This window comes from Proteiniclasticum ruminis, assembly GCF_900115135.1.
GTDB classification, from domain to species: Bacteria; Bacillota; Clostridia; order Clostridiales; family Clostridiaceae; genus Proteiniclasticum; species Proteiniclasticum ruminis_A.
In genome coordinates, this window is the sequence record NZ_FOVK01000005.1 from 34,692 (window position 1) to 53,186 (window position 18,495).

The 18,495-nt window shown below is 43.0% G+C and carries 18 protein-coding genes; all 18 read right to left on the minus strand.

The annotated features are described in order from the left end of the window. Window positions 1-75 precede the first annotated feature (75 nt). Window positions 76-1,476 (minus strand): glucuronate isomerase, encoded by a 1,401-nt coding sequence (uxaC, locus tag BM243_RS08765; RefSeq protein ID WP_074912000.1) that lies wholly within the window; start codon window positions 1,474-1,476, stop codon window positions 76-78. A gap of 527 nt (window positions 1,477-2,003) precedes the next feature. Next, on the minus strand, window positions 2,004-2,930 hold the full coding sequence (locus tag BM243_RS08770) for an N-acetylglucosamine kinase (RefSeq protein WP_074912001.1): 927 nt from the start codon (window positions 2,928-2,930) through the stop codon (window positions 2,004-2,006). 8 nt (window positions 2,931-2,938) lie between these two features. After that, window positions 2,939-4,030, minus strand: coding sequence for a DUF871 domain-containing protein (locus BM243_RS08775; protein WP_074912002.1), 1,092 nt, complete (start codon window positions 4,028-4,030; stop codon window positions 2,939-2,941). Beyond that, window positions 4,027-5,358, minus strand: a complete 1,332-nt coding sequence (locus BM243_RS08780; protein WP_074912003.1) for a 6-phospho-beta-glucosidase — start codon at window positions 5,356-5,358, stop codon at window positions 4,027-4,029. Before BM243_RS08780 ends, BM243_RS08775 begins: the two co-directional genes overlap by 4 nt. Before the next feature lie 71 nt (window positions 5,359-5,429). Continuing rightward, on the minus strand, window positions 5,430-6,788 hold the full coding sequence (locus BM243_RS08785; protein ID WP_074912004.1) for a PTS sugar transporter subunit IIC: 1,359 nt from the start codon (window positions 6,786-6,788) through the stop codon (window positions 5,430-5,432). Between the two features lie 37 nt (window positions 6,789-6,825). Further along, window positions 6,826-7,131 carry a PTS sugar transporter subunit IIB gene (locus tag BM243_RS08790; RefSeq protein ID WP_074912005.1) on the minus strand — a complete coding sequence of 102 codons (306 nt, stop codon included), beginning with the start codon at window positions 7,129-7,131 and terminating at the stop codon, window positions 6,826-6,828. Between the two features lie 113 nt (window positions 7,132-7,244). After that, window positions 7,245-7,598 carry a hypothetical protein gene (locus tag BM243_RS08795; RefSeq protein WP_074912006.1) on the minus strand — a complete coding sequence of 118 codons (354 nt, stop codon included), beginning with the start codon at window positions 7,596-7,598 and terminating at the stop codon, window positions 7,245-7,247. A 1-nt stretch (window position 7,599) separates the two neighbouring features. Next, a complete protein-coding gene (gene anmK, locus BM243_RS08800) occupies window positions 7,600-8,772 on the minus strand; it encodes an anhydro-N-acetylmuramic acid kinase AnmK (protein ID WP_074912007.1) in 1,173 nt (390 codons plus the stop codon). Continuing rightward, window positions 8,772-9,092, minus strand: coding sequence for a PTS lactose/cellobiose transporter subunit IIA (locus BM243_RS08805; protein ID WP_074912008.1), 321 nt, complete (start codon window positions 9,090-9,092; stop codon window positions 8,772-8,774). Before BM243_RS08805 ends, anmK begins: the two co-directional genes overlap by 1 nt. Then, window positions 9,092-10,012: an N-acetylmuramic acid 6-phosphate etherase gene (murQ, locus tag BM243_RS08810; RefSeq protein ID WP_074912009.1), complete on the minus strand. Its 921-nt coding sequence runs from the start codon at window positions 10,010-10,012 to the stop codon at window positions 9,092-9,094. Before murQ ends, BM243_RS08805 begins: the two co-directional genes overlap by 1 nt. Window positions 10,013-10,147: 135 nt before the next feature. After that, complete coding sequence (locus BM243_RS08815) at window positions 10,148-10,984, minus strand: MurR/RpiR family transcriptional regulator (RefSeq protein WP_074912010.1); 837 nt, start codon at window positions 10,982-10,984, stop codon at window positions 10,148-10,150. 142 nt (window positions 10,985-11,126) lie between these two features. Beyond that, window positions 11,127-11,795: an LPXTG cell wall anchor domain-containing protein gene (locus BM243_RS08820; RefSeq protein ID WP_074912011.1), complete on the minus strand. Its 669-nt coding sequence runs from the start codon at window positions 11,793-11,795 to the stop codon at window positions 11,127-11,129. Next, window positions 11,792-12,334 (minus strand): hypothetical protein, encoded by a 543-nt coding sequence (locus BM243_RS08825; protein WP_074912012.1) that lies wholly within the window; start codon window positions 12,332-12,334, stop codon window positions 11,792-11,794. The genes BM243_RS08820 and BM243_RS08825 overlap by 4 nt, the downstream gene beginning before the upstream one ends. Then, complete coding sequence (locus BM243_RS08830; protein WP_074912013.1) at window positions 12,331-15,504, minus strand: vWA domain-containing protein; 3,174 nt, start codon at window positions 15,502-15,504, stop codon at window positions 12,331-12,333. The genes BM243_RS08825 and BM243_RS08830 overlap by 4 nt, the downstream gene beginning before the upstream one ends. Before the next feature lie 63 nt (window positions 15,505-15,567). Further along, window positions 15,568-16,146: a hypothetical protein gene (locus BM243_RS08835; protein WP_074912014.1), complete on the minus strand. Its 579-nt coding sequence runs from the start codon at window positions 16,144-16,146 to the stop codon at window positions 15,568-15,570. Window positions 16,147-16,186: 40 nt separating this feature from the next. Next, window positions 16,187-16,810: a SipW-dependent-type signal peptide-containing protein gene (locus BM243_RS08840; RefSeq protein ID WP_074912015.1), complete on the minus strand. Its 624-nt coding sequence runs from the start codon at window positions 16,808-16,810 to the stop codon at window positions 16,187-16,189. A gap of 20 nt (window positions 16,811-16,830) precedes the next feature. Further along, a complete protein-coding gene (locus tag BM243_RS08845; RefSeq protein ID WP_074912016.1) occupies window positions 16,831-17,370 on the minus strand; it encodes a SipW-dependent-type signal peptide-containing protein in 540 nt (179 codons plus the stop codon). A 50-nt stretch (window positions 17,371-17,420) separates the two neighbouring features. Continuing rightward, the gene (locus BM243_RS08850) at window positions 17,421-17,948 is read right to left on the minus strand and encodes a signal peptidase I (protein ID WP_207646185.1); all 528 of its coding nucleotides are present in this window, start codon (window positions 17,946-17,948) and stop codon (window positions 17,421-17,423) included. Window positions 17,949-18,495 lie beyond the last annotated feature (547 nt).

Consider the following 18,495-nt stretch of genomic DNA (forward strand, 5'->3'; position numbering starts at 1 on the left):
TCCACAAAAAAAGTCTGGAGCTTCAGTACTCCAGACTTTTTCGGTATGTTTTGGTATGTTGTTTCTTTTTCGTTCTTACATGTTGAAGTATTTTACTGCGTTGAGATAAGAGATTTCCTTCACCATCTGTCCCAGCAGAGCGTAGTCTTCAGGCACTTCTCCTTCTTCCACCCATTTCCCAAGAAGGCTGCAGAGAATTCTTCTGAAGTAGTCGTGTCTTGGGTAAGAGATGAATGATCTGGAATCTGTGAGCATCCCCACAAATTTTCTCAGAAGTGACAGATTTGCCAGAGAGATCATCTGCTTTTCCATACCATCTTTCTGATCATTGAACCACCAGCCAGATCCGAACTGAATCTTCATGACCCCATTGGTTTCCCCCTGGAAGTTCCCAAGCATTGTGCCAATGACATCATTGTCTCTGCCATTTAAGTTATAGAGTATGGTCTTTGGCAGATTGTCTTCTCTGTCCAAGGTATCCATGAGCTTCGATAAAGGTCTTGCCACCAGTTCATCATTGATGGAGTCAAATCCGATGTCTGCCCCCATTTTATTAAACATTCTGGTGTTGTTGTTTCTTAATGCGCCAATATGATACTGCTGTGCCCAGTCTCTCTTCTTGTACATCTTTCCGAGCTCCACGAGGACAAAGGACTTGTACTTGGCAGTTTCTAACGCAGTCAGCGTTTCTCCCGAAAGAGCTTTTTCCAAAACGGATGCAATCTCCTCCTCTGTGTACTCTTCAAAGAAAACCGTGTCCAGAGCATGGTCAGAAAGTCTTGCACCATTTTCGTGGAAGAAGTCCACTCTGTTTTCTACTGCGGCAAGGAGACTCTTCACGTCTTTCACATCAAATCCGACGATGTCAGAGAGCTTTTTCATGTAGTCTGCAAAGCCGTCTTTGTCGATGTTAAGGAGCTTGTCAGGTCTAAGTGCTGGAAGCACTTTGGTCTGAAAGCTTTTATCTTCTTTGATGGCTCTATGATGCTCCAGAGTGTCGATGAGATCATCTGTGGTGCAGATCATAGCCACATTGGACTCTTTGATGAGCGTTCTCACATTGAACGCTTCCCCCTCAATGACCTTGTTGGCTTTTTCCCAGATGGTCTTGGCATTTTCTGGACAGATGGTGTCCTCAATGCCAAAATACATTTTCAGTTCCATATGGGACCAGTGATAGAGAGGATTTCCGATGCAGTAAGGCATGGTGGCACAGAAAGCTTCAAACTTCTCAAAGTCAGACTTGTTTCCTGTGATGTACTCTTCACTGATGCCTGTGCTTCTCATGGCTCTCCACTTGTAGTGGTCGCCTCCCAGCCAGATTTCAGTGATGTTTTTGAATCTCTTGTTCTCTGCGATGAGTTTTGGATCCAGATGACAATGGTAGTCATAAATCGGCATGTCTTTTGCATACTCGTGATAAAGCTTCTTGCCGGTTTCATTTTTCAGCATAAAATTGTCGTGTATAAATGCCATAGTGTACCTTCCTTTCATTTGAACTTCATTTGATGCCTCTATCATAGTCTAAATTTTAACCAGTGAAAAGTGCCCTTTTGTGGTGAAAATTACACCTTAAATACAAAGCATGAAAAACTTGACTAATTTATTCAATGAATCTCAAAAGCTATTTTCAAAGTCAGATATTTCACTGATTAAGAATAATTCAATTGTATTTTTTATATTTACACAAATTTATTCTTAAATGAATGCTAATTTTTAAACAATTGTATTTTAACCATCACAGGATAAGTCGACTTTCCGCTTTCTTCAAGTATTCTTTTTGCATGAAAAAGTAGAATTTTCAAAGCATTTTTTACCACTCAAAACGCAATTTCTGCAAGTTCAATACTCTTTTCATCAAGAGAAAAAAGAAGAGTTATCTCATTTTGATAACCTCTTCTCCTAAATAAAATCAGTAACACCACACGGAGTTACTCTGATATTCATTGTTGCTTTCATCGCCCTCCCAAAGGGAATAGACTGACACCATAGATCTCATGTTACTAGAGGATTTCCTTTGGTTCGACTTTAGTCATATACTGTCTCTTTGCTAATATAAATGCTCCAAACTCAGGAGTTTCCGTAGGTTCCATCAGATGATATGTTGATCCTAAGTACTCTTTCAAAGGATCGAGAATATATGCACCGGACTTGAACACACCACCATAATAAGCAACTTTTCTTTGTCCATTCACTTCTTTGCTGACCGCTTTGACCAGTTCTGAAAGCTCCTTGGCGGCATCCTTGTATATAGATATCGCTGCTGAATCACCTAACTGAGCAGCCTCGTAAAGATATTGCGCTAAGGAGGCAATTTGATCTCTTTCATTCCCTAAGGTATTCATCACATAACCAATAAGCTGAAACCCATTCTGAAGAGAGAGTCGGTCTAGAAGATGCTGATATAATGAAGTTTTCTCAAGACGACCATCTTCCATTTTTGTTACAGTTTCTAACATACGCTTCGCAATCCAGTATGCGCTTCCTTCATCACCTATAGCATATCCAAATCCACCCGCTCTGATCATTTCGTTGTCATTTATTGCATAGGCTATCGAACCAGTTCCCGCAATGAGTATTATGCCTTGTTCCCCTTTAAAAGCGCCTGAAAGAGCAGCTTCCACATCATTGTAGACACAGTAATGAAAGCCCTCAAATTTATTTGAAAGAGCCTGGTCAATGGAGCTTCTGATCTTTGCATCTTTTCCATAACCAGCCAAACCAAAGGAAATAAACACTGCATCTAAACCAATCTGATGGTTTTCTATGAGCTCCCGTACACCTTCCAAGAGGATCTCAGCCATTCCCTCATACCCTACCTTCATGAAATGACAGGTAGGACGTTGAATATTTTCTACAAGCTCCCCACTCTCAGTATAGAGACTCAAAGAAGTCTTTGTTCCTCCTGCATCGATACCTATATAATACATACAATCCCCTACTTTTCTGTAAAATTAAACTTTTGCCACGGTTTCATATCATCCAGAATAAACTGCTCACTTACAACGATATGTCCTACCACATTGCTCTTTCCTGAGTTTTTCATATCAGAAAGCGCAATCTGAAGTTCGCCTGCATAGTGTCCATAAAGACTGGATTCCACAATGACATCTCCCCTTCTGATGATCTCTGGTGCATGGAAAAGGGGGAAGTGTTCTCCTTTAAACTTCACACGGCTTTGTGTTGATCTCAGGTAGTTTCCTGAAACATCTCCACGGTTGAAATGCATCTCCTCAAGTACAATCTTTCTCATCAGTTCAGGAAGCTCATCTATAAGCTGTACTTGGAAGGTCACCATATCTTTTCTCATGGAAGATAAAGCTTTCATTTCTTCTTCACTGGCAAAGCAGTTGGAGATGATGATATCATCAATTCCACCTAAAGCAATCAGATGTTTCACCTGTGCTTCCACTGGAAGGTAACGATGCATTTCCATGGTTGGCAGGCCATCTGCGACAGGCCATGGCCCATAGGATCCTTCCACCTGACTTGTTACAAACGCAGCGGTTCGAATACCATGCTTCTTAAATCGTCTCGTGCAGTTCATAAAATGCTCTTTGGAAAGTCCTGAATAAATGTGCGGATAAAAATTATGACATGCGATGAGATGGCTTTCTTTAGGCAGGTAATCCATGATGGTGTCAATGGTATGGGTATTGTTGCTCATATTCACTTCAATTGTCAAATCATATGGGTTGAATGTCATAAGTGATTCTTCTAGACCAGTAAAGCCTTGATCCAGACGGATTCCATCAGCTTCAATCTCATGGAAGAATAGAAGATTCTGATAACTGATGCCCAGTTCCCCAAAAACTCTTGGTGAAACATCGACAATGACTTCATATCCTAGTTTATGGGCATACCGGTTCAGCTGAAGAAACTCATCTTTAATCTCTTCAGGAGATTTGGTCACAGAAAGCAGACAGGAGAAAATCCTCGTGAATCCGTACTTTCTGCCTAACTCCAGGTAAGTCACTATTTCTTTCATAGTTGACTTTTCAGGGTATATGGATAATCCTAATTTTCTCATGAATTCATTTCCTCCTTGAATTGTGGCAGATATGCTTTATGTGCTTCTAGAAGATCCCGAAATACCTCTACTGCAATTTTATCCGATGGTACAAGCGGATTCAACGTTAAAGCAGCAATAGCAAGATCTTTATTCCCAGTAACCGCAGCCTCACAAACCATACGTTCAAAGGTTTTTATTGTTGTGATGGTTCCTTGGAGAGCCACAGGTATTTCTCCAGCGGACAGAGGTACCGGTCCATCCTTTGTAATTTTTGAGGCGATTTCCACTACTGTATCGACTGGAAAGTTTGTTAGCGCACCTTTATTGACTGTATTCACATACTGAATGTCGCCTTTATTGTTATAGATGGAAGAAATCAGGTTACAAGCAGCATCACTATAAAACGCACCACCACGTTGCTCTAATTGCTTGGGTTTCTCATGTAAAGATTCTTCCTGATAGAGCGAGAAGAGCTCATCTTCTACCCCCTTTACAAACTCAGCTCTTACATTGTTCTTCTGGAAAAGTTCCATTTGATGTTCCAACTGCTCTTTTGTAAAGAAGTAGTAGGACAGGTAGGGACAAGGAATAGCCTGAAGACCTCGGATGAGCTCCTTGGACCAAGGAATCACCATGATGTTCTTCATTTCAGTCTGGTCTTCTTCATTCATATGCTCATACTTCTCTAGTACATCCTTCATTCGGGACTTGCCGTTCACAAAGACGTCTGTCATAAAGAAGTGATGGTTCAGACCCACAATTTTCATATCTACTTCTTCATCCGATACTTCCAGCTGCTTTGCCATGGTCTTTTTCATACCCACAGGCACATTGCAGAGTCCCACCACTTTATGGAAGCTGCCATAGCGAAGAACCGCTTCCGTTACCATACCAGCTGGATTTGTAAAATTGATGAGCCATGCTTCCGGACAAAGCTTTTTCATATCTTCCACAATATCCAAAATCACTGGAATGGTCCTGAATGCTTTGAACATCCCTCCCGCTCCATTGGTTTCCTGGCCTATGATGCCATGGGAAAGTGGAATCCGTTCATCGAGGATCCGTGCCTGCAGCTGTCCGACCCTAAGCTGTGTGGTTACGAAATCCGCGTCTTTCAGGGCTTCTTTACGATCCAGGCTGAGGAATACTTTCATTGGAATGCCTGCAGCTTCCACCATTCTCTTGGCAAGGTTTCCTACAATCTCCAGCTTTTCTTTTCCTTCCTCGATGTCAACAAGCCACAATTCAGTCACTGGCAGTTCATGATATCTTTTGATGAAACCTTCCACCAGTTCCGGTGTATAGCTGGAACCACCGCCTATGGTCACAATCTTTAGTTTTTCCATTGTTTCTCCTCCTGTCTATGGTCTATATGCAAAGGGGCCTACAATACACTGTAGACCCCCAAGTAACTTATTTATGCAATTTCAGTGTTTTCAACTTCTGCAGACTCTTCAGCCTTCAGCTTGTTGTCGTACATCTTAAAGAATGGATAGTAGATGACTACAGACAGAAGAATCAGGAATACATTGAGGGCTGCGCCTCTCCAGTCTCCGCCAGTAGCAAGGTATGCACCTATTGGTCCAGGAAGGGTCCACGGTGCGATGGCCACCACTCTACCTACCCAGCCGATGCTTGTGAAGAACCAAGCGATGCTTGCAGACACCATTGGTGTGACAACGAACGGAATCATCAGAATCGGATTCAGCACAATAGGTGCTCCGAAGATCATTGGTTCGTTGATGTTGAATACCGCTGGAATGAATGCTGTCTTTCCAAGAGTCTTTCCGTAAGCGGATTTAGATCTCAGAAGGAACAGAATCGCAAGTCCAATGGTTGTTCCTGATCCACCAATCATGATGAACCACTGATAGAAAGGCTCTGCACCGATATGTGGAATCGCTTCTCCAGCAGCTGCTGCTGCAGTGTTCACATCAATGAGTGTCAACCAGAGAGGTCTAGCCAATGTACCAACAATAGACCATCCGTGGATACCGAATGTCCAGAAGAACATTCCTAAGAAAATGATGATCAGTACAGATGGGAGTGTGTCTGTGGCGGATACAAGCGGAGCTACAAGCTTGCTCATGATACCGTGCACGTCGACGCCAATCCACATGGTGATGGTCGCAATAAGAACTAGAATCAGTGCTGTTGGCACTAAAGCTTCAAAAGATCTTGCAACAGATGCAGGCACCTGTGGTGGCATGGAAATCTTGAAACCCTTTGTTTCAGTGAATCTGAAAATTTCAACAGCTACGATGGCTGCAATAATTCCAATGAACATCCCCGCAGATCCCAAATTTCCCATGGGAAGGTTCCATCCAAATGAGACAGAGTCCAGGAAAGTCTGAAGGTCTGGATTAGTAGCAGCCAAATCCTTCACAGCCTGGGAAGCCAGTGGAACAGACTTTGGAATCATGGTCAGCAGGTAGGCAAGTTCAGCCATGATACCACCTGAGAGACCATCCAGCTTGTAAGAACGAGCTAGGGAGTATCCTATACCAAATACAGCATAGAGGGTCATGATAAACATGCTCATTCTGTATGGCAGAAGAATCTTAAACTGGTTGGTAGCAATAAACTCTGTCAGTGCCCAGTCTTTAGGCAGCTGATTTGGCAGGAATGCGATAACCATAAAGAGGGAACTGACAATAATTAGAGGTAATGTAGCAATGATACCGTCACGAATTGCTCTCAGATGTCTCTGTTCGGCTACTTTAGCCATGGGAGTCGAAAGCTTTTCGTCCATAAATGTGGAAATTTTTTCGAACATAGTACTCTCCTTTATGTATATATTTTATAATGGCTGACTATTTCTTGAGACCGAGGACTTGCTTTAAAAGTCTTGGCCCACCCAAAGGGCTGTAACCCATTGGTTCAATGAGTGCGCAAGGAACGCCTGCTTTTATTGCAAACTCTTCCAGGTAGGAGAATCTGTGGCGGATCTGTGGTGCCACCATAGCAACATCCCAATCGCCTGTGACTTCCTCCTCAAATTCCTGTGTGCTGACGGCTTTCACTTCCATATCCACACCGTTCTTCTTTGCTTCTTTTAGCAGAGCGTCGACAGCAATCTGACTAGACATCCCGAGGGAACAAACAAATAATACTTTCATCATTTTTCTCCTTTCCCATTTCTTAAAATAATTATAATAGTAAACGCTTTCCATTGCAATAATATTTTAAAAATAAAATATTATTTTTGAACTAAAATTTTAAAGCCTTGGTTTTAAAACAGCATTTTTGCATAATAGAACAAGAAAAGAACTACGCCTACCGCAAGGCTCCATAGCCCACCTAGGACATAGAACCATCGGTCTGCTTTCTTCTTTCTTTCAATGTAATAATTGCTGAAGATGATAGAAAAGCCGATGATCAAAGAAGATAAAATCACTGTACTCCATCTGAAATCCTTGAAAAATAATTTCATCAGTTCAGGCACCAGTAAGATCGAGGTGAACGAAGTCATCAGGATAAAAAACGCACTCCGATACCCGATCATCGGTATATTGTAGTCAGTGACTCCTTGAGCAGGATGATATTCTTTCTTTTCTTCATTTTTCACTTTCCATTTTGCAGCCATTTTATTCCCTTCCTCTCTTGAGTTCAGCATGTGCATGCGGATTTTTCGTCAGGTTTCCTAGAATTACTGGTGTTTTGGCCCCAGTAGCCCCGATGACATTGGACGGCCGTCTATGATATGTCTCGTTTCCCAATATCACAAAGGCCATGGCTTCCTTTGCATCACTGCTGTATCCCAGATCTTCTTGTGTAAGCACTTCTACTCCATTTAAAAGCTCACGAAGATAACTTAAAAGTGCTTTGTTATGCGCACCTCCGCCACCAATTATGACTTTGTCGAGGCGCATCTTGGGAAAAATAAAATCTTCATAAGACATCGCAATGGTCTTTGCTGTGAAGTAGGTCAGCGTAGCGATGAGATCTTCCCTCTGCAGTGAAGAGAACCTTTGAAGAACAGAATTGGTGTAGCTTTCACCAAAATCTTCACGGCCAGTGGTCTTTGGATAACTCATCTTCAGATAGGGGTGTTCTAATAGATGGGCTAACATTCCTTGGCTCACATGTCCGGAAAGAGCGGTTTTTCCGCCTTCGTCATAAGATTGGTTGTAAAGTATTTTCATCGCCTCGTCAATAACCATGTTTCCAGGGCCTGTATCAAAGGCATACACCTGCCGACCACTGGTTCGCGAAGGGAGTACGGTGACATTGCCAATGCCGCCAATATTCTGGAGTGCAACACTCCTCTGATCTTCACGATATAGAATCTCTTCAGAGTAGGGCACTAAAGGTGCCCCCTCTCCTCCCGCAGCCATATCCATGACTCGAAAGTTTGCATAGACGTCTACGTGATGATTGTAAGCAATGACCGCTGGCTCTCCAAGTTGAAGCGTACTGCTCATAAGAGAACCGATGTCCCTTGGCTGATGATAGATGGTTTGTCCATGGGACGCCACAAAAGCCAGATCTTTTCCTGTCATCTTATTTTTTTCAAGCATTTTGCCGACAGCGTCAGAAAAAAGCATTCCAAGTTCAAAGTTCAGGGATGTGAGTTCCGGCAGCAGCGGTTCATCATTTCGCAGGATTCTTTTGACTTTGTTTTTCAGATGTTCTGGGAAGTCATAGGTCTCAAAATCAATTAAGGTTATTTTCGTTTCTTCTCCGAAGCCCGTAATCTCACAAAGAGCTGTATCCACACCATCTAAGGAGGTGCCGGACATGAGTCCCATGGCAAGCATTACTTAATGCCATCCATTTTTTTGTGCATCTTGATGAGATGTTCAATTAGGGTTCTGGATTCCATTGCAGTCATCAGCTGATCCTGAGCATGAACAAACAAAACTGACACTTCTGGTTTCTCGCCTCTTGCTTCAGCCTGGATGATTGAAGTCTGTACTTTATGAGCTTCCAGAAGATTCTCATCAGATTCTTTCAAGAAAGCTTCCACGTCCTCATACTTACCTTCTTCTGCAGCTCTTAATGCGTCGTAAGCAAGACCTTTCGCCATTCCGGCATAGTTGATGATATTAAAGATGATCATTTCCATTTCTTGTGACATTATTGTACCCTCACTTTACTTTCATAATTTTCGATAGCTTTTCGGATTTTTCCATCATAATGATCTAGAAGGACCTCCGCTTCTTCACGGCTTAGCCCAGTTTTGTTCATGAGAATCGCTACTTTTACTGATTCACCGCTTTCAAGAAAGAGCGCAACCGCTTCCTCTCCTGTTAAATCCGTGGTCATTTCGATGATTCTTTTAGCTCTTACTTTGAGTTTTTCATTGGTAGCCCTAACGTCCACCATCAAATTTCCATACACTTTACCAAGCTTCACCATGATCGTTGTTGAAATCATATTAAGTATAAGCTTTTGTGCTGTTCCTGCTTTCATTCTCGTAGAACCTGTAATGACTTCAGGTCCCACAACAGCTTCAATTGGATACTGCGCTACTTCTGAAATCACTGCATTCTTTACACAGCTCACCGATGCTGTGACAGCTCCTAATTCATTGGCATAAACAATGGCGCTTCGAACATAGGGTGTTCTTCCTGAGGCAGCAAGCCCAACAAGAGCATCTTTCTCACTGAAGCCAATGGCTTTCAGGTCCTCCAGAGCTCCTTCCTCAACATCTTCAGCACCTTCTATGGCATTTTGAAGAGCTTCCACGCCACCTGCTATGATTCCTTGAACAAGTTCTTTTGAAACACCATAGGTAGGAGGACACTCTGAGGCATCCAGCACACCAAGTCTACCAGATGTACCAGCTCCAATATAAATGAGTCTTCCCCCATTCTTCACTTTCTTAAATATTGCCTCTACAGCCGCTTCGATACTGCCGAGGTTCTCCCGGATCACCGCTGCAACCTTCTGATCTTCATCATTAATGGTTTCAAGAACCTCATAGGTGCTTAGCTGATCGATTTTTCTGGAATTCTCATTGATTCCTTCCGTATCTAAAAGGTTTAGATCTATCACTTCTTCACACTCCTTTTCTTTAAACTCATTATAATCGCATTGAAATTAAATTTCAATATAAAGTGAAATTAATTTAAAAATTTATTTCAGTAAACGATTGGATGATCTGTAAAGGAAAAAAGCAGCAACCGCTGCTTATCTGAGTTCTTCTATGATACTTCTGGTGGTTTTCAAGCTTTCCTTGCTTTGATTGATGTCAGACTTCGTAATACCGTAATATAGAAGATCCGTAATAATCAAAGAAGAGTTTCTAGATAAGATTGCTCCAAGACGCAGCTCCTTCTCCTCTGTTGGGACATAGAGAAGTGATGAGCAGATCTTACTAAGTTTAGATTTAGACATCTGTGTGATCCCTACGGTGTAAGCCCCTATAGAAGATGCATGACTCAGCGCTGTTGTCACTTCTTTTGTATTTCCAGTATAACTGATACCAATAGCCACATCTTTGCTATTGATATGAGCTGCTGCAGCCAGCTGAATGTGAGGATCTTTATGAAAAAGAACTCTCTTATTGATTCGAATCAGTTTGTTCTGAAAGTCATCACATACAATGCCAGATCCACCTACACCAAAAAGATAAATTGTTTCCGCTCCAATGAGCTTCTCAATCACATCTTCCAGCACCTGTGGATTGATCAGTTTATAGGTCTGCTCCAGATTCTTCTGATTGATGGCTTGCGCTTTTTTTACCATGATATTCATGGTATCTTCTTCTTTGATGATATCGTCAAAATCGACCTCTTCCACACTGGTATCTTTTGCCAGTTCCACTTTAAAAGCGGTGAAACCTTTGAAACCCAGTTTTTTGGCGAATCTCACCACTGCAGCTGCTGAAGTATTCACTTTCTCTCCAAGAACTTGAGCACTGTCTTCCAAGATTTCATCCCTGTTGCTTAATATATACTCTGCCAATCGCTTTTCTGTATCCGTATAGGTAGAAAACCCTTCCTTGATTCTAAATATGCTGCTCATACATCCTCCTTTTGAAATTTTATTTCATTGTATTCAGATTATCCTACTTCCTAAAAAGAAGCAACATAAAAAGAAACTGCCCGGGATGACTCCAAACAAAGCAGTTTCTTAGGAGAGAGAACGCTTATTCAGTTAAAGACCTCTAGTTTGATGCTCCTTTTCTTTTCCTGTCCAGAAAGAGCACTAGAATACCAATTGCCAGCAGCCCTCCGCCATAAAGAAGATAATTTTCTCTCTGTTCTCCCGTTTTGGGGAGCTCTTCCTCTTCTTCCGGTTCTTCAGGCTCTTCCGGCAGCGGCAGCGGATCCACGTCTTCATCTTCGATTTCTTCAATCATGATGACCCATTCCACTTCCGCCTCTTTTCCCATGAACTCATTGCCCATCTCTTCGGATACCTCTAAAGAGAGATCCCAGCTGAACTCGCTTTCGGGGAGAAGTTCTTTGATTTTCACATAGTTCTCAAATGACCCTTGCTGGTCCAAGGACTCTCTAAATATTTCCTCCCCTTCTTCTGAGATGACCAGGGTCATCTGTCGTAGAAGAGCCTCATCCTCTTCCTTTACAGGATTGATTTTGAGATAGAAGTCCACAAACTGACTGGAGTCATTCCTTAAAAAGATCTCTTGTGTTCTCACATCACCAGGCATGAGTCCTTTGAAATTCTCAAAGAGATCTGTGCTGTTGGGCACAAAGACAAAGAGTTCTGCTTGGTTCCGATACGTTACGGAAGATGCATGGACCGGTTTACCCCCTGTTAGGGAAAGAAAGAGAAATAGGAGCAGCAGCACTGTCCATTTTTTCCTCATCATGGTCCACCTCCCTGTAGCGTTTTATCGGGGTTCACAGTGATTCCCCACATTTCAGTCACCGCAGCTGGTGGATCTGCCTGTATGCCGGAGCCGATGATCTGGAGCTCAAACTTCAGACCTTCTTTCACTGGCATCTCGAAGGTGCCAATGAGTTTCTCCGTAAGGGCACCTGGCGCTACCATCTCGATATGATAGTAGAAACCATCGGTCCCCTTAAACCATCCAGGAAGAATCGGCAGCTCCGGAAAATCTGCTGCAGTCACCGCTGTTCCCGAAAGATCTCCACTTTCCGTCTTCCATACTGGTATCACCGCCGCCCTGATGTAGGCATCGATGTTCCCAGTGTTTCTGATAAATACATTGTCTTTGGTTTCACCATCAAACTCCTCTTCCACAGTGGTGGTCACTGTGCCTGGGATGAAGGTGTTTATTTCCTCCTGTGTGCTGTCCACCAGCCAGGCTGATGTGAGAAGATTTACGCTGAAGAGAATCACAGCCGCAGCTGATAAAACTAGAAGTATTTTACGGTACCGTTTCATTCTTCATCTTCCTCCTCTCTTCTCAGGGTGCCATTTTCTTGTGATTGCCCTTGGAGATTCACCGCGTAGCTTTCACCGCTGAGCCACTTGTCAGAGGTTTTTCTGTTTGTAAAGATCATTGTGACATCATGGTTCACTTTGCTGAGTTCCACTACTTTTCCATCTGGGACATTGCTCTTATAGGCTGCTGCTGGTTCAATTGAAATGGTGTCAATGTCATACCTAAAGGACCAGCTGGTGATTTCTGTCACCTTATAGTCTCCCAGTTTGAGACCTGTGATTTTTTTGGAACCAAGGCCTTGAATGGCCACCTGATAGTTTCCTGTAGGTCCTTCCACCAGGAAGAGGAAACTTTGGTTTTCATCCAGGACACTGCCTGCCTTCAATTTCTTTTCTATGGTCAAGGCAGCTTTCTTCACGAAAATGGTGAAGTGGTAGTCATCATGACCCTGTCCAGATACCGCAGGCACAATCACGGTGTAGCTTGTATACTCTTCAGCACCGATAAACAGTCTGATCTTGAAGGTTGAGTCAAATTCGGGCTCATAGGCTGGAATGCTGTTTACGGTAGACCCAGCGATAAATTGAGGCTCCAGAGTAACTTCAGGTACTAAGGTCAAAGGTGTTACTGCAGATGGATCCGAATTCACAAATCCGTTTAAAGTCATTCTCTGCATGATATCTGTCTGTTCACCCCACCAGATTTCATGGTCTGTGGCTGTCACCTTGGGCACCCACACGTACAGGTTTGCATCAATATCTTCTGACGATGCTGTCACCGTACCAGTATAGATCGGTGTCACCTTCACAGTAAAGGTGGACTCTTTGTTTTCCACCTCTTCTAGAAGAAGATTGAGCTCCTCAGACAGAATTGTGTCTCCTGCACCAATGGTGAAGCGTCTTAGCACTGTAGTACCGTCTGTGTCATAAAGGATATACTCCAGGTCTGCGTAGGCGTTGTTAATGCCATCCACCGTGTAGAGTGGTCCGCCAGGACTGGTTTTATAGGACAGGCCGCTGCCTGCCATGAGTTCATTGGCCGGGATGCTCTGGCTGATGTAGATTCCCTTATCTTCTGGCTGTGCCAAGTATCTTAATGGAACATCCACATCAGGAACCGGGAAGGCTTCCACGAAAGTTTCTTCCGGTGTATAGATGCCGGAGTCCGGTTTGTTTGTGACCACTTGGTTTCCACCGATAAAGTCGTCTTTCACATCCACCACAAACTTCACAACGATTTTCTTTCCTCTAGGTCCTGTACTCTCACTGTAAGCTACATAGTTTGCAGAGTAGTCAAAACCTGTGATGTCCAGTTTTCCGTTTGGTTTATCCACCACAGCTGTTATACCACCAGGCTGAGGACTTGCAAGGCTCCATGGCGCTGAGCTTTCATAATCGGTTCCATTTCCCGTATAGTTGTAGACTTTGATGTCCACACTGGATGCATTAAAACCTGATGAAAACTCAAACTGCTCTGTGAGCCTGTCTCTCAGTTTGGATTGCGCTGTAAGGGATTCATTGGTGGCGCCTCCGATCTGACTGGAGATGCTTTGGAATATGCTGTTCAGCGAACCTTGGTTATTCGCTGTGAGATAAAAGTTGTCTGTATAGGTGCCAGCACCTGGATTGGTCATGCTTTGGGCGTTCTCGTAATTGCTGGACACATAGTTCATAAACTTGTTCTCATTACTGTTTCCAGCTGGATCTGCCCCATTAAAGATTCCGATGGTGAAGGATGTGGCGCCCAGATTGTTTTTAATGGTTCTTGCCGTCTGAATCGTCGCATTTGCAACATTTACATCATAATCAGCAAATGAAGTTGGTGTTCCGTCCGTAAACATGATCACAACTCTTTGACGCTGTTCTCCAACAGGTATCGAGTTTCCATTAAATACTCGTCTTGCCAAATCCATGCCTAAATCTGTTTTTGTAGCTCCGTCAGACTCTATCCAATCGATGGACTGATTCAATCTGGCATAGTTTGCCCGGACATCGAGAAGAGATGATGCTAAGTTCCCATCTGTTATGTTCCCCCAAGTAATGGGGTTATTCCCTGTGCTAGGTGACAGAACCTCAGTATTTCCATAATTCAATCCGTCATTGCTACCACTGGCAAATCCGATCATCGATATTCGATGATTGACATTATTTGTGGTTGCTCTACTATTCACCTGTTGCACAAAAAGTCTCAACGCATCCTTCAGCACATCTCTTCTGCGGATGGCTGTTGTGTTGTTATAGAAAGTCCAGTTTGGAACATCATCCTCATCATCCACACTCACCGTAATCGTATTACCACTTCCTGAAACATAAGAGTATGTATAGGTTCCATCCCTGCTAGTTCTTGTTAATGTGACCTTTCTCAATGTCCCATTATTATCTCTTATATATAAAGTGGAACGGACCGAGTACAATGTTCTATTGGTGACTTCATCTCCATTCATATCCCAAGCCATACTACCAGACTGGTCAAGAACCAGAACGATGTCTGCTGGAATATGCTGGATGATGGTGGAGAGTTCTCCTGTGGCAAAAGCTTCCAGGGTGATTTCCACCTGATGGGTTCCCGGCAGATACACTGCACTTTTCTTCAGATAGACACTGGGATCATCCAATGCAGAGGCTGCGCCAATGGACATGGGCGCTGCCATCCTGCCAGACCTCATGCTCTTCATGGTTTCCATTGGACCAGACACAGCAGGCTTAAGAACACCTGCTCTTGTATAGTTTCTTGCTGTATTCACGGATAAAACCAGTTCTTCTTCCAGATCCTCTGGATCTTCAAGAGGTTCTTCTGTTGGCTCTGGAGTCTGGGACTGTTCTTTCGGAATTTCCGTGATTTCTTCATTCGTTTCTGGTGATTCATTTACAGTTTCGGAAGGTTCTTCCTGCTTAATCTCAGAGGACAGCACATCGGGCTCCTCTGCGGCTTCTTCTTCAGGTTTACTCTCCTCTTCAGAAGGAGTTTCAGCTGACGCTTCTGTATTTTCCTCTTCTACAGGAGCGGGAGTTTCCGACGGTTCTTCTTCAATTATGGGTTCTTCCGCGAGTGTTTCCGTAGACTCTGCACTCACTTCTTGAGGACTTGTCAGCTGCTCTAAAGCATAAACAGGAAAAGGGACGCCAAAGAACATGAATACCGATAAGACAGCTGCCATTAACTTCTTCAAACTTCGTCATCCTCCTTTCATCGATCACAATCCTTGTTTCATATTTTTTCAAGAACTGTTTCTTTATTCAGCTGGCCACCCTGTAGCTTCCTGAACTGTTACTCCATTATTCTGGCTCTGTACACCCTGTGCAAGAACATCAATTTCAACTTCAGCATTCATAAACGCATTACCAAGTGATGTTGGGAATGTCACCTGTGTGAAGAGATTCTCTGTGGTCTCTCCAGGTGCTAAGATTTCATTGTAGTAGAACCAGCCGTCTGCTCCTTCTGTCCAGTCCTCCTCATTGAGATCCAACCCGAGCACACTAAAGTCAACGTCTGCTGATTGGTCTTCTAAAACGAGGCTTCTGTCCAGCTTGATTCTGACCCAGATGGGATTGTCTCCATCGTTGGTGACACTGACGATCTTATCAATGACATCTCCAGGCATAACAAGGTCAAACCCTTCCACTGGGAATGGCTCCATCTCTTCTGTCTCAGGATCGATGGTATCATCATTCAAGATCAGCGCCACATTACCCATGGTGACACGGTTCAGCGCTGTGTCTTCAGCGGTGAAGAAGGCTAAGGTCTGGAAGACCATAACAGCCAGGATGCTTGTGATGGCAAGAACTGCGATAATTCTCTTATTTCTTTGCATTTTTCATTCTCCTCCATTTTCTTCATTTAATATTCAACTGTTATGGTGCATCATAGGCTGCAAAAGCTTCTGTGACATTTGCAAATCCTTGTGATTGAATGGCTTCTGCGATGACATTAATCTGGAATCCGGAAATACTTTCCATTTCTGCGCTATTTAAGGATGCAGGAATGGTTACTTGTGTAAACAGAGGATTTGTGATTCCTCCTGCTGGAAGAACATTTGCAAATCTGAACTCATATGTACTTCCATCGACACCGAAATAGCTCCACCCAGCACCTAGAGTTCCAAGAATGGTCTTAGGGTCTGGAATAGCAGCTGCTAACTCCGCATGCTTTGTAAAGGTCACTTTAGCTCTAATATATGCTGGATTGGATCCAGTATTTTCTACCATTGGATCTTTGGGTAAAATTGCCCCAGGATAGATATTGTCATAGGTGTTTGAAAGCACACGATCCGCTTCCTCATCTACAGCCCAAGTTGTACCAGAAGGACCTGTTGTGGGGACTACCAGAGCTTCATCTAATAGAATCTCCACATTACCCATGGTGAAGGTGTTTTTCACTTCATCCGACTGATCTGTAAAATAAGCAAAGGTCATGGCTGCTGCAAAGACAGCAATCAGACTCAGCGCCAGAATCGTAATCTTCTTTTTGTTTTTCATTTTCTATATCCTCCTTTATACTAAGGTGTGGTAAAGTGCGTAATTGCAGCTGCATCGGCAACCGACTGGTCTACACCTGCCTGCTGATGTGCGTAGGCTTTGATAACAATGTCTTTCCCTTGAAGTGTTGCGAGTTCTGTCTTCGTAAGTCCTGTTCCGAATGTAACAGTTGAGAATACAGTAAAGGGTTGAGCACTTGCACTAAGTGGGACTATTGAATTGTACCTATAAATGGTTTTCGTGCCATTTACATTGATACTTACCCAGTTAGCCGGAATAATGTTCAGTACTCCATGGGGACTGAGCTGATTGTCTACCATGACATATAAATATGATGGTTCTGAATTTGCCAAAACTGTGACCACAGGTGTCTTGTCAATGACAGCTCCTGGATAGATCTTACTGTTCTGGGTATAGGTTTCAGTTAATGTAATATCAAGATCACCCACAGTAAAGGTATTGGTGACCGCACTCGTGGAATCCGTCAGATACGCCAGGGTTGCCAGAGACGCTACAGCCAGGATTGCAATGACAGCCAGGATACTTAGTTTTTTCTTCATAAAAAACACCTCTCTCTTATTTATTTCAAATTGCAGCAGGGGAGCACTTCTCAGTCCGCCACCTCCTTTTTCACGACTCTGCTCTTTCCTTCAGGAAGAAGCAGAGAGAGCACCAGGATTCCCAAAACACCCAATAGGACAATTCTTCCTTGCCCGGATGCGAGAAATACAGAAACATAGCCAAGATACGGTATGGAGAACTGTGGTTTCCCCAGTAAGTTTTTCGGATGCACCGGAGTGCCGTCTACCGTATTATTGGCATCTCCTTTGGTGATGAAGCTTCCATCCTCTTTTATGTCCACCACTCTATGGGTGGCAACCATCAGGCTCTCGTTCATCACAAACGTGATGGGATCCCCAATGGAAATCTCAGAAGGCTCCACCTGGTCCACATAGATCAGTGAACCCACAGGATATTCCGGTTCCATGCTGCCTGAGATTACTGCGTAAGGGGTGAGCCCCACGAGCCTTGTGCCCGCCAGAAGGACTGCAAGGATCAGTACCAGTACCAAAAAGCTGGTGCTGAAAAAAGTGAACATGGTTGGCTTCGTTTTTTTGTTCTCTTTGCTTGTTTTCATAATTCTCTCTCCATAATTCGACATCGATTTACTTTTATACACATATGAATAATCCATTTAATTAAATAATAACACTTGCTATTAAAATATGATACCGCATATCGACATATTTCTAATTTTATTTACATTAATTCGACAATATATCAATTATTCATTTGTGTTTTCTTGGATATTTTATTAACGTTCAATTTTTGGTCAATTATTTGCATTTTTCCTATAATGCAGAATAAAAAAATTCCGCAATTCATCCTTATATCTGCCCTTTCTTAGTACTCTCCAGTATTTTTCTGCTATTTTCTCAAGAAATTTATTCAAACATTCTGTATTATCTGTAAAGACAAATCGCTTTAGTCCCACCTCACTTTAAGGCTTCAATACTAAAATAATGTCTCAGGATTCACAAATCCGCAGTGAACGTCCATTTCCCATTTACAGTCTGTTCAAATTTTATACAGAACTGTATAATTTAATCTTCGCACTGCTCCCTTTTAGACTCCTTTAGACAAGCAAAAGCACCCAGAGCTTACTCACCGTAAACTCCGGATGC